The sequence below is a fragment of the Flexivirga alba genome (genome assembly GCF_042661025.1).
Taxonomy (GTDB): domain Bacteria; phylum Actinomycetota; class Actinomycetes; order Actinomycetales; family Dermatophilaceae; genus Flexivirga; species Flexivirga alba.
The window spans coordinates 3,156,558-3,170,138 of sequence record NZ_JBHSWH010000001.1; the positions used below are offsets into that span (position 1 = coordinate 3,156,558).

At 66.8% G+C, this 13,581-nt stretch carries 17 protein-coding genes; 10 read left to right on the forward strand and 7 right to left on the reverse strand.

Translation table 11 applies throughout. The features are described 5' to 3' along the window. Window positions 1-17 precede the first annotated feature (17 nt). The 6 genes from ACFQDH_RS15490 to ACFQDH_RS15515 form a co-directional block, all read right to left on the reverse strand. Window positions 18-1,040 (reverse strand): cation diffusion facilitator family transporter, encoded by a 1,023-nt coding sequence (locus ACFQDH_RS15490; RefSeq protein ID WP_382403311.1) that lies wholly within the window; start codon window positions 1,038-1,040, stop codon window positions 18-20. Then, on the reverse strand, window positions 1,037-1,786 hold the full coding sequence (locus ACFQDH_RS15495; protein WP_382403313.1) for a cation efflux transmembrane domain-containing protein: 750 nt from the start codon (window positions 1,784-1,786) through the stop codon (window positions 1,037-1,039). Before ACFQDH_RS15495 ends, ACFQDH_RS15490 begins: the two co-directional genes overlap by 4 nt. After that, the gene (locus ACFQDH_RS15500) at window positions 1,783-2,160 is read right to left on the reverse strand and encodes an ArsR/SmtB family transcription factor (RefSeq protein ID WP_382404877.1); all 378 of its coding nucleotides are present in this window, start codon (window positions 2,158-2,160) and stop codon (window positions 1,783-1,785) included. The genes ACFQDH_RS15495 and ACFQDH_RS15500 overlap by 4 nt, the downstream gene beginning before the upstream one ends. A 37-nt stretch (window positions 2,161-2,197) precedes the next feature. Beyond that, window positions 2,198-3,235, reverse strand: coding sequence for a cation diffusion facilitator family transporter (locus ACFQDH_RS15505; RefSeq protein WP_382403314.1), 1,038 nt, complete (start codon window positions 3,233-3,235; stop codon window positions 2,198-2,200). After that, entirely contained in the window at window positions 3,232-3,588 is a 357-nt protein-coding gene (locus ACFQDH_RS15510; RefSeq protein WP_382403316.1) for an ArsR/SmtB family transcription factor, read from the reverse strand. Before ACFQDH_RS15510 ends, ACFQDH_RS15505 begins: the two co-directional genes overlap by 4 nt. A 157-nt stretch (window positions 3,589-3,745) precedes the next feature. Then, a complete protein-coding gene (locus ACFQDH_RS15515; RefSeq protein WP_382403318.1) occupies window positions 3,746-4,102 on the reverse strand; it encodes an ArsR/SmtB family transcription factor in 357 nt (118 codons plus the stop codon). A 92-nt stretch (window positions 4,103-4,194) separates the two neighbouring features. Between ACFQDH_RS15515 and ACFQDH_RS15520 the strand changes: the two genes are divergently transcribed. From ACFQDH_RS15520 to ACFQDH_RS15560, 9 genes are all read left to right on the forward strand, one after another. Beyond that, window positions 4,195-5,142, forward strand: a complete 948-nt coding sequence (locus tag ACFQDH_RS15520; RefSeq protein WP_382403320.1) for an FAD-dependent oxidoreductase — start codon at window positions 4,195-4,197, stop codon at window positions 5,140-5,142. Continuing rightward, window positions 5,139-5,573 carry a hypothetical protein gene (locus ACFQDH_RS15525; RefSeq protein WP_382403322.1) on the forward strand — a complete coding sequence of 145 codons (435 nt, stop codon included), beginning with the start codon at window positions 5,139-5,141 and terminating at the stop codon, window positions 5,571-5,573. Before ACFQDH_RS15520 ends, ACFQDH_RS15525 begins: the two co-directional genes overlap by 4 nt. Beyond that, window positions 5,573-6,664, forward strand: a complete 1,092-nt coding sequence (gene arsB / locus ACFQDH_RS15530) for an ACR3 family arsenite efflux transporter (protein WP_382403324.1) — start codon at window positions 5,573-5,575, stop codon at window positions 6,662-6,664. Before ACFQDH_RS15525 ends, arsB begins: the two co-directional genes overlap by 1 nt. Beyond that, window positions 6,657-7,085 (forward strand): arsenate-mycothiol transferase ArsC, encoded by a 429-nt coding sequence (locus tag ACFQDH_RS15535; RefSeq protein ID WP_382403325.1) that lies wholly within the window; start codon window positions 6,657-6,659, stop codon window positions 7,083-7,085. Before arsB ends, ACFQDH_RS15535 begins: the two co-directional genes overlap by 8 nt. A 23-nt stretch (window positions 7,086-7,108) precedes the next feature. Further along, on the forward strand, window positions 7,109-7,795 hold the full coding sequence (locus tag ACFQDH_RS15540; RefSeq protein ID WP_382403326.1) for a cutinase family protein: 687 nt from the start codon (window positions 7,109-7,111) through the stop codon (window positions 7,793-7,795). A gap of 87 nt (window positions 7,796-7,882) precedes the next feature. After that, window positions 7,883-8,200 carry a thioredoxin domain-containing protein gene (locus ACFQDH_RS15545; protein ID WP_382403327.1) on the forward strand — a complete coding sequence of 106 codons (318 nt, stop codon included), beginning with the start codon at window positions 7,883-7,885 and terminating at the stop codon, window positions 8,198-8,200. A gap of 103 nt (window positions 8,201-8,303) precedes the next feature. Next, on the forward strand, window positions 8,304-8,687 hold the full coding sequence (locus ACFQDH_RS15550; RefSeq protein ID WP_382403328.1) for a hypothetical protein: 384 nt from the start codon (window positions 8,304-8,306) through the stop codon (window positions 8,685-8,687). A 2-nt stretch (window positions 8,688-8,689) separates the two neighbouring features. Beyond that, window positions 8,690-9,145 (forward strand): MerR family transcriptional regulator, encoded by a 456-nt coding sequence (locus ACFQDH_RS15555; protein ID WP_382403329.1) that lies wholly within the window; start codon window positions 8,690-8,692, stop codon window positions 9,143-9,145. A 245-nt stretch (window positions 9,146-9,390) separates the two neighbouring features. Further along, window positions 9,391-9,726: a YnfA family protein gene (locus tag ACFQDH_RS15560; RefSeq protein ID WP_382403330.1), complete on the forward strand. Its 336-nt coding sequence runs from the start codon at window positions 9,391-9,393 to the stop codon at window positions 9,724-9,726. A gap of 368 nt (window positions 9,727-10,094) precedes the next feature. Here ACFQDH_RS15560 and ACFQDH_RS15565 read toward each other — a convergent pair whose 3' ends face one another. Further along, window positions 10,095-11,384 (reverse strand): tyrosine-type recombinase/integrase, encoded by a 1,290-nt coding sequence (locus tag ACFQDH_RS15565; protein ID WP_382403331.1) that lies wholly within the window; start codon window positions 11,382-11,384, stop codon window positions 10,095-10,097. Window positions 11,385-11,722: 338 nt separating this feature from the next. Here ACFQDH_RS15565 and ACFQDH_RS15570 point away from each other — a divergent pair, with 338 nt between their 5' ends. Continuing rightward, a complete protein-coding gene (locus ACFQDH_RS15570) occupies window positions 11,723-13,555 on the forward strand; it encodes a GMC family oxidoreductase (protein ID WP_382403332.1) in 1,833 nt (610 codons plus the stop codon). The last annotated feature ends 26 nt before the right edge of the window (window positions 13,556-13,581 follow it).

Below are 13,581 nucleotides of genomic sequence, written 5' to 3' on the forward strand. Positions count from 1 at the left end.
TTCGTGCTGTCGTTTGATCAGTGGAGGCCGTGCTCGTGCGTGGCATGGGTGGCTGGTTCGAGCTGGAAGGTGGAGTGCTCAAGGTCGAAGTGGCCACCGAGGCAGGCTTGGACCTGGTCCAGTAGTTGCCGGGTGTGTCCGTCGGTGAAGCAGGAGTCCTCGGCAACCAGGTGCGCGGACAGGGCGGGCAGGTCGGTGGTCACGGTCCACACGTGCAGGTCGTGCACGTCGACGACGTGGTCGACTCCGAGCAGGTGGGTGCGGATGTCGTTCAGGTCGATCCCTTCCGGGGCGGCTTCCAGCAGCACCCTCCCCGAGTCGCGCAGCAGCCCCCAGGCGGCGTGCAACATCAGCGCGACCACAACCAGGGACGCGACGGCGTCGGCGCGGGCCCACCCGGTGATCAGGATAATGATCCCGGCGATCACGGTGCCGATGAAGCCGTACAGGTCGGTCAGGATGTGCTGGTAGGCGCCCTCGACGTTCAGGCTGGTCCGGTTCGCCCGGGCCAGCAACCACGCGGCGCCGATGTTGACCGCGACCCCGACCAGGGCGACGACCAGGACCGGTCCACCCTCGACAGTGGGCGGGGTGATCAGGCGTCGGATCGCCTCGACGCCGACCACTCCGGAGACCACCAGCAAGGTGATCCCGTTGCCGGCCGCGGACAGGATCTCGGCGCGTTTCCACCCGAACGTCCACGCCCCCTTCGCGGGGCGGGCGGCCAGTCGCATCGCCCACAGCGCGGCGGCGATGGCACCGACGTCGGACAGCATGTGCCCAGCATCGGACAACAGCGCCAGCGACCCGGACACGAACGCGACGATGACCTCGCCGACCATGAACAGGGCCAACAGGATGAGCGCGCCACGCAGGTACCGCCGGTCAGCGTCCGCGGCGACCCCGTGTGCGTGACCGTCACCGTGCCCCCCGTCGTGGCCGTGTCCGGGCGGTCCGGTGACCGCAGATGCGGCGTGCCCAGCCGTGTCGTCGGACGGGACGCCGGCGCACCTTCCTTTGTCCGCAGGTGGTGTACTCACGCGGTCCGTCTCCCGACGGACACGTCCGTGACAGCAGGCTTGGGCTGGCAGCACCAGTCGGCGCACCCGGGCGCGCACTCGCACGCGGTAGCGTCTGCGTTGTCAGTCTGCTCGGTTGGCGCCACACAACCGCAGGACTCGCCGCGCCAGGCCTGCACGCCCTCGCGGACGGCGGCGGCGGCGATGATCAACCCCACGACAGGGTCGGCCCACCACCAGCCCAGCCCGGCGTTCAGCAACAACCCCGCCAGCAGCACCGCCGACAGGTAGGTGCACAGCAAGGTTTGCTTGGAATCCGCGACTACCGACCCGGAGCCCAGCGCCCGCCCGGTCCTTCGCTGCGCCCAGGACAGGAACGGCATCACGACCAGGGAAAGGGCAGCCAGGACCACCCCGACCGTGGAGGTGTGCGGGGCACCGGATCCGGCGAGTGTGCGGACCGCGTCGACGGTTACGTAGGCGGCCAGGGCGAAGAACGCGCAGGCCATCAGTCGCAGCGCCTGCGCTTCCCGGGACTCGGGGAGGTGGTGGCGGAACTGCCACAAGATGATCAGCCCTGAGGACACCTCGACCACCGAGTCCAGGCCGAACCCGACCAGGGCCGACGATCCCGCGACCCGGCCTGCGGACACAGCCACCACCGCTTCGACCAGGTTGTATCCGACGGTGGCCGCCGCCAGCAGTTGAGCCCGCCGACCGAGCCGCGCCCGGTCTGACTCGGGAGCCACCGCGGCTGACACCGTCACCGCAGCTCCGCTGCGGCCGCGCCAAAGGTCGGGCACAGCGTCACCGCGTCCCGGGTCACTCCCAGCAGCACCTCGGCCTGTCGGAGCAGGTCCAGTAACTCAGGATGTTTCAAGGAGAACATCGAGGCTCGGCCCACGGGCCGGGACGCGACGAGATCACAGTCCTTCAGGCAGGCAAGGTGCGCCGAGACCGTCGACTGCGCCAACCCCAGGTGCGCGGTCATGTCCACCACTCGGTGCTCTCCAAGTGCCAAGTGCTGCACGATCGCCAATCGGGTCGGGTCACCCAAGCTTTTGAACATGCACGCCGCGGCTGTCAATGCCTCGACCTCGTCACCAGCTGCGGGGGTGGCCGCGACTGCCTTCATAAACATCGCCATCTTCCGATGATAGCGCCTGCTGCGGTTCGGTTCAGTTCACCGTTGCGTGTGCTCGCAGCGGGCTGACATGGATCAGCGCGGCGGTGAGCCGGGGGATCTGGGTGGTGAGCCGTCGTTCGACGCGGTGCGCGGTGTCGTGTGCGGTTTCGGCAAAGATGTCGTCGGCGATGGTGACGTCGGCTTCGGCGTGCAGGGTGTGACCGATCCACCGCAACCGGACCGACCGGACCCCGATGACGCCTTGGGTGTCGAGGATGACTTCGCGTGCGTGGGCGACCAGGTCGGGGTCGACGGCATCCATCAGGCGGGCGCCGACCTGCTTGACGGCCGAGCGCAGCACACCCAGGATCGCCATCGCGATCACTAGCCCGATGACCGGGTCGGCCCAGGGCAGCCCGGCCGCAACGCCGGCCGCGCCGACAACGACTGCCAGGGAGGTGAACCCGTCGGTGCGGGCATGCAACCCGTCGGCCACCAGGGCGGCGGACCCGATCTGGCGGCCGACGCGGATGCGGTACCGGGCGACTAATTCATTGCCTGCGAAACCGATGACACCGGCGGCCGCGACGGCCCACAGGTGGGACACGTCGTGCGGATTCAGCAGCCGGCTGATGGCTTCCCAGCCGGCCAGCACACTGGACAGGGTGATCATCGCGACGACGAACAGCCCGGCGAGGTCTTCGGCGCGCCCGTACCCGTAGGTGTAGCGGTCGTTCGCGGGGCGTTTGGCCAGCCAGAACGCGATCAGCAGCGGGATCGCGGTCGCGGCGTCGGCCACGTTGTGCAGGGTGTCGCCCAGCAAGGCGATGGATCCGGTGAAGACCACCACAACGGCTTGCAGGATGGCGGTGGCCGCCAACGCGACCAGGCTGATCCACAATGCCCGACGGCCGCGGGCGTCCGCTTCCAACGCCTCATCGACCTGGTCGGCGGTGTCATGGGAATGCCCGCCGGTCAGGTCGGAGACAGTATGCCGGAAGCGAGCCCACCGGCCACCCGAGTGGCTGTGGTCGTGCCCATCATCGTGGGCATGGTCATGGTGGCGTTCGTGGTCGTGGGGGTGGGTCATGACGCGCCGCCGGCGATGCGGTGGTGGGCCGGGATGTCGTCCAGCAGGTGCTCGACGTGACCGATGGTGTCGATCACCAGCTGCCGGACGTGCCCGTTCTCCACCCGGTACAGCACCGAAGTGCCCTGCTTGCGAGTGGTGACCAATCGGGCCATCCGCATCTTCGCCAGGTGCTGAGAAACAGACGGACCGGGCTTGCCGAGCGTGGCGGCCAGATCGGATACCGACTCCTCCTCATCCAGCAGCAGCCCGGCCACCTGCAAACGGGTCGGATCGGCCAGGACCCGCAGAACCTCGACCGCGAGGTTCACCACGTCGTCAGCCCACACTGGTGGATGCGTATCTGCGTGCATACGCACATACTAAAGCTTTAGGATCCAGGTCGCCAGTTCGACATCCTGGGTGCCCCGGTGACGGGACCGGCAGGGCTCACCCCGGCGGGACGTGTGGGCCGCAATGTCGTCCGGGTCGGCTGGTCGCCCCTGATTTGGGTGGCGCACCCGAACCCGACTACCGGGGACGTGCGCCCACGGCGCTCAGTGGGTCGAGTCCTTCGGCGATGGGCCAGTAGTAGACCCAGGTGCCGCGGCGTTCGCAGTCGATGAGTCCGGCTTCGCGCAGTTTGCGTAGGTGGTGGGACACGGTGGGTTGGGAGACGCCGACGTCTTGGATGTCACACACACACGTCTCGCCCGCACAGGACGCGATCCGGGTGTACAACCGGAGCCGGACTGGGTCTGAGAGCGCTTTGAAGACGGCCGCGGCGCGCTCGGCGGTTGCGGCGTCGAGGCCGTCTCCTGGGGCGCATGCGGTGTCGCACACCGGCGTCGCGGTGGGTGGTGTGCGGGTCGTCTTGGTTGCGGTCACCACACCATATTGACAATCATCGATGCAATACGCAACGCTGGCCATATCGACATTCATCTAATCAGTCGTCTAGTCAGAAGGTGTGGTCGCTGATGGTTTCCGTTGTCCTCCAAGAGCTTCCGGTCGCTGTGATCGGTGCCGGACCGGTCGGTCTGGCCGCCGCTGCGGAGCTGGTCAGCCGCGACCAACAGGTCGTGGTCTTCGAGCAAAGCGACGAACCGGCGGCCGGGGTGCGAACTTGGGGGCATGTGCGGTTGTTCTCCCCGTGGTCCGAACTGACCTCTCCTGCTGCGGAGAAACTGCTGGCACCGACCGGATGGACGGCACCGAACGGGAAGCGGTACCCGACCGGCACCGCGTGGATCACGGACTACCTGGCCCCGTTGGCGGCAGTGCTGGGCGACCGGGTCCGCACCGGTTCCACCGTGGTCGGTGTGTCGCGACTGGATCGGGACCTGCTGGTGGAGTCCGGCCGCGACGAGCAACCGTTCGTGCTGCACGTGCAGTCCTCCGATGGGTCGATCGAGCGTGTTTTCGTGCGGGCCGTGATCGACGCGACCGGCACGTTGAGTGTGCCGAATCCGCTGGGTTCGGAGGGATACCCGGTGTCCGGTGAGACCGCGCACGCCGACCGGATTCTGTACGGCATGCCGGACGCCACAGCGGACGGCAACCCGTGCGCGGGTAAGGCCGTCGCGGTCGTCGGCTCCGGCGCGTCAGCGCTGACGTCGCTGATCGCGCTCACCAGCGACGAGGTCCACACCCCGGGTCACGGGTGGTGTGGGTGCTGCGCCGCGGGACGGTCGGTAACTCGTACGGCGGCGGCGACGCCGATGAACTTCCGGCCCGTGGCGCCCTGGGCGCCCGGGTCCGTGAAGCCGTCACCGATGGCCGGATCGAGGTCGTCACCGGGTTCCGCACCATCGCCGTCGAAGACGAGGACAGCAACAGCGGCACCGACAACAATGCTGATGGCCGGGTGGTGTTGGTCTCTTCTGATGGTCGCCGTATCGAGGGCCTGGATCAGGTGGTGTGCGTGACCGGGTTCCGGCCCGACCTGTCGTTCTTGTCCGAGGTGCGCCTGGACTTGGATCAGCGGTTGCAGGCACCGGCCAAGCTCGCCCCGGAAATCGACCCGAACTGGCACTCCTGCGGGTCGGTGCAACCCCACGGGTATGACGTCCTGGCCCAACCCGAGGAGGGTTTGTTCCTGGCCGGGATGAAGTCCTACGGGCGTGCCCCGTCGTTCCTGGCGATGACCGGGTACGAGCAGGTCCGTTCCATCGCCGCGGCGTTGGCCGGCGACCTGGACGCCGCCGGCCAGGTGGAACTCACCCTGCCCGACACCGGCGTGTGTGGCGGCGCGGGTCTGTTCGACTCCGAGGAAGGCTCCGGCGGCGGCTGCTGCGGCCCGGTCGGTCCGCAACCGGTCAGCCTCGGCGGCCTGTCCACCACGGGTGGTCTGTCCTGATGACCACAACCCAACAGGCTCCGGCCCATGATGCGGTGGTCGGGAAACTGTCCACTCTGGACCGGTTCCTGCCGGTCTGGATCGGCGCCGCGATGGTCGCCGGGATACTGCTCGGCCGCGCTATCCCTGGCCTGGACAACGCGTTGAGCGCCGTTGACATTCAGGGCGTTTCATTGCCGATCGCGCTCGGGCTGCTGATCATGATGTACCCGGTCCTGGCCAAGGTCCGCTACGACAAATTGGAATCCGTCACTGGGGACCGGCGGCTGCTGGTCACCTCGCTGGTGCTGAACTGGGTGATCGGGCCGCTGCTGATGTTTACCCTCGCCTGGGTGTTCCTGCCCGACCTGCCCACCTACCGCACCGGGCTGATCATCGTCGGCCTGGCCCGGTGCATCGCGATGGTGGTCATCTGGAACGACCTGGCCTGCGGCGACCGGGAAGCCGCCGCCGTGCTGGTTGCGATCAACTCCGTCTTCCAAGTCATCATGTTCGCCGTCCTGGGCTGGTTCTACCTGTCGGTGCTGCCCGGCTGGCTCGGCCTGCATCAGGAACACCTGGACGTGTCCGCGTGGAAGATCGCCGGGTCCGTCCTGGTGTTCCTCGGCATCCCGCTGCTGGCCGGGTACCTGTCCCGCCGCCTCGGGGAGAAGGCCAAGGGGCGTACTTGGTACGAGGAGAAGTTCCTGCCCCGGATCGGGCCTTGGGCCCTGTACGGCCTGTTGTTCACGATCGTCATCCTGTTCGCGTTGCAGGGCCACCAGATCACCGGTCACCCGCTGGACGTGGCCCGGATCGCGCTCCCGCTGCTGGTCTACTTCGCTCTCATGTGGGGCGGCGGGTACGCCCTCGGGCGGGCTGTCGGCCTCGGCTACGAACGCACCACCACGTTGGCGTTCACCGCCGCAGGCAACAACTTCGAACTGGCCATCGCCGTCGCGATCGCCACCTTCGGAGTCACCTCCGGACAAGCCCTCGCCGGTGTCGTCGGCCCCCTCATCGAGGTCCCCGTCCTGGTCGGGCTGGTCTACGTCTCCCTCGCCCTACGCAACAGGTTCACCCACACACCCCCGGAGACAATCCATGCCTGAAAAGCCCCGCCCCGCAGTCCTGTTCGTGTGCGTCAAGAACGCCGGGAAGTCACAGATGGCCGCCGCCATCACCCGCCACCTGGCACCTGAGGTCGCGGTGTTCTCTGCGGGCACCCGACCAGGAACCGCAGTGAACGAGGCATCTCGGGCAAGCGTCGAACGCATCGGCGCCACCATGAACGGCGAACACCCAAAACCTGTTGATCCGGCCTTGCTGGGCACCATAGACCGGGTCGTCCTAATCGGCGCCGAGGCCACACTCGACCAGCCACCGAAGGCACCAATGGAACGTTGGGACACGATCGAGCCCTCCAATGACGGGATCGAGGGAGACGAACGGATGGACCTGATCCGCGACGACATCACCAACCGAGTCCGTGGCCTCCTCACTCGACTCCGCACCGAAGACAGCAAGTCCTGACGCGACTCGATCGCCGGGGAGTTATGAACGCCATCGACCGCAAGCCACCGATCCTCGTCATCACCGTCCGGGGCAGTACCGAGCCCGCCAGCGGGTCACGCCTGCTGACACCCATTGCCCGCGCGATCAGCCACCGGTACGCCGGGGAGGTGCAAATCCACAGCCTGCCTTACCCGGCGACGTTCGAAAGCTTCACCGCGACCTACCCGGCACGCATCGACCTCGGACAGAGCCCGACGATCGGCGTGCGCAACCTGGTGTCGCTGCTCAACGACGAAGCGACCTCCCGATCGCAGCTACGCATCGTGCTGCTCGGCTGGTCCCAAGGCGCCCAAGTGATCACCGACGCACTCGTGCCGCATGCGGCGCGGTACGCCGGGACCGACGCACCCGACCTCGACCCCACAGCCGTCGACCAGATCGCCGCAATTGCGTTGTTCGGCAACCCGACCTTCACGGCAGGCGAACCCCACAACGCAGGCAATCCCACCCCCGGCGTCAGTGGAGTCATCCCCCGCCAACCCGGCATGCTTGCAGGACACGCGGACACAATCCGTGACTACTGCGCCCGAGGAGACATCTCGGCGCAAAACGCGCCAGGGTCAGATGTCGAGGGACACGTGGCGTACTTCCACAACGGCATGCCCGACCGGGCAGCCGAATTCGTCCTCAGCCGCCTCTTGAGAACGACGATCATGGGTGGCGCTTGACCGCCCACCGGCGGGCCGGACGTGCACATGGACGCTCGGGCTGCCCGGATACATTGCCACCAGGGCCGATCAGGAAGGATCGCTAACGTGACCGTGCAGATCGAGCTGCTCGTCGTGCCGGATTGCCCGAACGAGGCCGCCGCCACGGAACTGATCCAGGCCGCGGTGAGGAGCACGGGCGTGTCAGCGAACATCGCCCGCACAATCATCACCAACGACGAGGAAGCGAACGAGCGCGGTTTCACCGGCTCGCCTACCATCCTGCTCAACGGTGCTGATCCTTTCGCCGAGGCCGACGCGCCCATCGCGCTGGCTTGTCGGCTCTACAGCACCCCCACCGGGCTACGAACAGCGCCTGACCTCACCGAACTATGCCGAGCGCTCCAACGAGCAGCCCATTCCTGAACGGCCGCCACGCAACCCTTGTGCGGACGTCTACACGACCCTGGCACGGCAGCCTTTCTCGTCGCTTGTATCCAGTACCTGAGTACAGGTTTATCGTCGGAGAATGAACGCAGCAGAACAGTTACCGGTGGACCCGGTGTGGGCACCGGCCGATGCGTGCACGTTGCCGACCGCGCAGCGACCACTGCGGGTCGCGGAGTTTGACGACCTGTTCGCGAGATCGCTGCGCGACGTCGAGCAGCTCCGCCCAACGCTGGCCCGGCTCTTCCTGGAAGGCGACCGGGGCCTACCCGCGCAGGTGCGGGACCTGATCGCCCGCGAGGCGTCCTGCTGCGCGTTCTTCAACTTCACCGCCACGTCGACAACGGCCCCTGGCGCGCACATGACACGTGTCGTGCTCGACGTTGAGGTGCCCGCGGAACGGGCCGATGTGCTTTCCGGGTTGGTCGATCGTGCCCGCGCCCGAGCCACCCCAGGACGGGCCTAGGCATGGCCGGGGCAGGCGCCCACCTTCGCGCCGGGCAGGTTGCACGCCAGGCGGGCGTCAACAGGGAGACGCTGCGGTATTACGAGCGCCGTGGTCTGCTCGCCGAGCCCGACCGTAGCCCCGGCGGACACCGCGTATACACCGACGAGGCCGTCACGACCCTGCGCATCATCAAGGCAGCGCAACGGCTCGGGTTCCGCTTGGAGGAGATCGCCGACCTGATCGACGTAAGCCGTCACCGGCACGGTCACCGACCAGACCCCGGTCTACAGGCCAGGGCGACGGCCAAACTCACCGAGATCGCTGCCCGCATCAACGACCTTCAGGCGATCCGGGCCAACCTCACCGACGCGGTCAGCGCCGGATGCGACGACCTAACAACGTGCGCACGCACTGACTACTGTCCGATCCCTTTCGTGGACATCACCGCGCCCGCACCAGCCGATGGCGCGCGATAGCCCGACCGTGCGAAACCGTCACCTGCTCGGCGCCGGAGCCGCCGCGACGGTGGCCTCGGTCACCTTCGCCGGCATCGTGTTCGCACTGGTCGTCGGCATCACGGTCGCGTCTCTGCTCATCACCTACTGGCAACGCGCTGGTGCCAGCACGCCATGCGCGTCGGTCTCCCGCATGCAGTCCGTGGAGGTCGAATGCTCGACTGGGCGGACAGGCGCATCCTGGCCTCGGTTGAGAAGATGCCCCTATGACCGTCGTTCGTTCCCTGGCCCTGTTCGTGCTGGCCGCCATCGCCGAGATCGGCGGAGCGTGGCTGGTCTGGCAAGGAGTACGTGAGCACCGCGGCTGGATCTGGATCGGCGCTGGCATCGCAGCCCTCGGTGCCTACGGCTTTGTTGCCACCCTCCAACCCGATTCCAACTTCGGACGCATCCTCGCCGCATACGGCGGCATCTTCGTCGCGGGATCACTGGCCTGGGGAATGGTCGCCGACGGCTACCGACCCGATCGGTGGGACGTTACAGGTGCTCTCGTCTGCCTCATCGGCGTAGCGCTCATCATGTACGCCCCGCGAGGCAACTGACACCTCGACTAATCTGGCACAAAACCACCGCGAAGCAACTCCCTCCGCACATCGATCGATGGAACCCGGGGAAGTCGTACGACCCCCTCGCCACTGAAGACCCTGGTGTCCTGCGCTATATCCCCGTGGGGAGCGCGGCGCTTCCAAGGAACATCACGGCCGATGACGAGCCGCCATCTGAAGGACAACGGCAAGGAACTGGCATCTGATGGGATGAAACGGGGGTCGCGAACACGTTGAGCTGGCTCCCATCTCATGGTCCACGTCGACGGCCTTGGTGCCTTGAGAGATTGGCCTGCGCGTGGGTGCGAGTTGCTCGTATAGATCCTGACCGGCCCATGGCTTCCACCGATCCGGCCACTGCGAGATCACCACACGGAGCCGTCCAGTGCGGCCAATTTGTCGGCCAAGAGCTTCTGACGTCCCTCTGCGGACCGCACGTACCGCAATGCTGCCTGCGCTGTGGAGTCGCCAAGGAACAACTGGACATCTGCCACGGTCCCGCCTTGCTGTGCCAGCAATGTGGCGCCTGTTGCCCGCAGATCATGGAAGCGCAGGGTTGGGCACCCCGCGGCCGACCTAGCTGCATACCAGCCGTTCCGCGCTCGCTGCTTGGCGGCTTGCTCGGGTGTCTCGGCGGGCTTTGGGGGAACTTTGCCGTAGAACGTTACCGGGGCAAGGTGTCCTCCGTTCTTCCCTGGAAATAGGAGTCCGTTCTGCCCGGTGACGGATGCTCTCATGTGCTTTTTGAGCGCGGGCAGAACGTTCGGCGGGATGATCTGGTCGCGGATACCCGCGTCGGATTTGGGAGATTTGACGCCGACGCCCTCGATCTTGCTGCGCGTCACCGAGCGACTGACCTGAATCACCTCCGCGACGAGGTTGATGTCGCCGCGCCGTAACTCCGCTATCTCGCTGTAGCGAAGTCCGGCCCAGCAACCAAGCAGCAGAATCAGCTCCCACTCGGGGCGAATAGTCATCAGCATCACTTTGAATTGCGCGCTGGTGGCCACTTGGGTTCGCTTCCGCACTGGTGAGGTGCCGCCTCCACGCACGGCGAATGGATTGACTCTCCCGACCAATGGGCCATGAGCCGACGTAGCGGTGTTCAGCACAGCGCGCGCCAGAGAGTACGCGTGCGCTTTCGTGGTCTCTCCGGTAACTCCATTGAGCTTCTTACGCAGAGGGGTGAAGGCGTCATACCAAATGTTCACTTGTGCCGGGGTGATCTCGTCCAGCAGGAGGTAACCGAACGTAGGCTCCAGGTAGTCGGCCAGCAACTGGTGGTAGTGGTCTCGGGTCCGAGGTGCCAACGACTTGCCCGACTTATTCTTTCGCGAGTCAATCCATGCGGACGCGTACTCCCCGAAGGTAGGGGAGTGGTTCAAATCTGCTGCCAGCTCCTCCTGTCTTCGCTGCGCCGGGCTGGTCCAGGTGCTGGTGCTGATCAGTCTGCGTTCTGCTGCTAGCCAGGCCTCGGCGTCGAGGGTTGTCTCGAAGGTGTGATTGGCACGGTGCCGGACTGGCGTGACCGTGCCGGAGGCAGAAATCTTTGTACGGCCGTCAGGGTCGTTGTACCACGCGGTGTAGCGGCCGGAACGCTCCTGGTTGATACGGCCGAACGCGCGCTTGCGAGCCTTCCTGGCAGTCCGTGGCATGGTCCCTCCTGAGTGGATTTTGCACTACTTGTGCACTACTTCGGTGGACAACAGAGGCAACAGTCGTCACCACCTGTCCACGTCAGAGTTCTGCATCGCCGCAGGTCAGAAGCATTTTACCCGGCAATTGCACGTGCAGCAGAAACCCGAAGTTGAGTGGTTCGATCCCAGTATCGTCCACCAGCTCGAACAGCCCCTGATCTGCGAAGCGCAGAGCAGGGGCTTTGTCGTGTCCGGTGTCTGCCGCCTAGGCATTACCTTGTCTCCCCTCCCTGGGTGTGCTTGCATGACGAGACCGTCCCCGCCACTCGGCGAGGCACCACGACGAGGTGGTAGCGATGGGCTCGACATACGACTACGTGATCGTGGGGGCGGGATCGGCGGGAGCTGTGGTCGCCGCCCGGCTGACTGAGGACCCGGATGCCCGGGTGTGCCTGCTCGAGGCCGGCGGCCCGCCACCGCCCGCGGAGCTGGTGCCGGCCGCGGTTGCGAGCCTGCAGAACGACCCCGCGACCGATTGGATGTTCGACGGCGACCCCGGTGGAGTCGGAAAAGGTCTGGTCGGCGGCCGGATGATGGTGCCCCGGGGGAGGATGCTCGGCGGCTCGTCCGGACTGAATTACATGGCGTACGTGCGGGGGCACCCCGGCGACTTCGACTCGTGGGCTGCCGGGGGCGCGGAGGGCTGGTCCTACGACGAGGTTCTGCCCTACTTCCGCAAGGCCGAAGGCTTCGTGCACAGCCCCGAGCTGAACTCGGACCTCGACATGCACGGCCATGGCGGCCCGGTGGGTGTGTCGGTGCGCCAGCCGATCCTCCGTGCCTCCACCCAGTTCGTCGAGGCCGCGAGCGCTGCAGGCCTGAAGCAGGGTGACTACAACGGTCGCGCTCGGCTCGACCCCCAGGGGGTGACGTCGCTCTTCCAAACAACGACGAAGAACGGCCGACGCAGCTCCACTTTCCGCGCCTACCTCGAACCGGCGATGGACCGGACGAACCTCACCGTGATCACCGGAGCGCTCGTCGAACGGGTCCTGCTGGAGGGAGATGGCGAGGCGGCTCGTGCCACCGGAGTCGCCTACCGCACCGAGGACGGCGGCCAGGAGCAAGTCACCGCGAGCACCGAAGTGGTGCTGTGCGCGGGCGCCATCGGGTCGCCGAAGATCCTGTTGCTGTCCGGGGTCGGAGCGCGCGACGAGCTCGTCGCCGTCGGGGTGGACTGCGTGGTCGATCTCCCGGACGTCGGGCGGCACCTCAAGGACCACCTCCACACACCGTTGATGTTTGCCGCCGACGGCATCGGCGAGACGATGACCGAGATCGCCATGTCCCTTGGGCCGGACGCGCTTCGGGCTCCGGCCGGACCGCTCCCGGCCGACCCCGCCGACGATGGCGATCTCCCCGAACCTCTTGCCGCTGCCAAGGCCGAGGCCGAGCGCCGCATCGGCGAGTGGTTCACCACTGGCCGCGGCCTCGCGTCATCCTCCCTCTACGACGCCGTGGCGTTCTTCTCGACAGGGCTGGGCGACGAGCACACCCACGACGGGCAGATCGGCTTCCTCGCGACCGGCTATACCCCGCCGATATGGGAGAGCGTCTTCCGAATCCCGCCGTCCGCGTTCTTCGCGGACCCGGAGTCCTTCCTTGACCCGACCCGCGGCCAGGTCGTCGTGCTTCCCAATCCTGTGCAACCGCACTCCGAGGGCTCGGTAACGCTGGCCAGTGCGGACCCTGCTGTTCCACCGCGGATCGAGCTGAACTACTTCAGCGACCCGCACGACGTGCGGGTCATGGTCGCCGTGATGCGGCGGGCTCTCGAGATCGCGAAGGCCTGGCCCGGCGGTGGCCTGGGTGAGCCAATCATCCCACCGCACCTGGCGCAGGCCCACGGCCACCAGGCCGGCTCCGAGCCGAGCGACGCGCTGTTGGAGGACTTTGCCCGCCACTACGCGATAACCGTCTACCACGAGACGTCGACCTGCCGGATCGGTGAGGTCGTCGACCCGCTGCTGCGCGTGCACGGCATCGAGGCGCTGCGCGTGGCCGACGCGAGCGTGATGCCCAACGTCGTCAGCGGCAACACCAACGCTACGGCCATCATGATCGGCGAAAAGGCTGCCGAGCTGATCGCGAAGGATCACGGCGTCCACCTTCACGAGATGGTCGGTTGACGGCATGAGCACTGTCGAGTGAGGAC

Excerpts from the sequence above, each read along its gene's own strand:
- ACFQDH_RS15540 (WP_382403326.1), top strand. The coding sequence starts at position 7,109 with ATGAACGCCATCGACCGCAAGCCACCGATCCTCGTCATCACCGTCCGG.
- ACFQDH_RS15560 (WP_382403330.1), top strand. The coding sequence starts at position 9,391 with ATGACCGTCGTTCGTTCCCTGGCCCTGTTCGTGCTGGCCGCCATCGCC.
- ACFQDH_RS15565 (WP_382403331.1), bottom strand. The coding sequence starts at position 11,384 with ATGCCACGGACTGCCAGGAAGGCTCGCAAGCGCGCGTTCGGCCGTATC.
- ACFQDH_RS15510 (WP_382403316.1), bottom strand. The coding sequence starts at position 3,588 with ATGCACGCAGATACGCATCCACCAGTGTGGGCTGACGACGTGGTGAAC.
- ACFQDH_RS15535 (WP_382403325.1), top strand. The coding sequence starts at position 6,657 with ATGCCTGAAAAGCCCCGCCCCGCAGTCCTGTTCGTGTGCGTCAAGAAC.
- ACFQDH_RS15520 (WP_382403320.1), top strand. The coding sequence starts at position 4,195 with ATGGTTTCCGTTGTCCTCCAAGAGCTTCCGGTCGCTGTGATCGGTGCC.
- ACFQDH_RS15505 (WP_382403314.1), bottom strand. The coding sequence starts at position 3,235 with ATGACCCACCCCCACGACCACGAACGCCACCATGACCATGCCCACGAT.
- ACFQDH_RS15555 (WP_382403329.1), top strand. The coding sequence starts at position 8,690 with ATGGCCGGGGCAGGCGCCCACCTTCGCGCCGGGCAGGTTGCACGCCAG.
- ACFQDH_RS15550 (WP_382403328.1), top strand. The coding sequence starts at position 8,304 with ATGAACGCAGCAGAACAGTTACCGGTGGACCCGGTGTGGGCACCGGCC.
- ACFQDH_RS15570 (WP_382403332.1), top strand. The coding sequence starts at position 11,723 with ATGGGCTCGACATACGACTACGTGATCGTGGGGGCGGGATCGGCGGGA.
- ACFQDH_RS15500 (WP_382404877.1), bottom strand. The coding sequence starts at position 2,160 with ATGTTTATGAAGGCAGTCGCGGCCACCCCCGCAGCTGGTGACGAGGTC.
- arsB (WP_382403324.1), top strand. The coding sequence starts at position 5,573 with ATGACCACAACCCAACAGGCTCCGGCCCATGATGCGGTGGTCGGGAAA.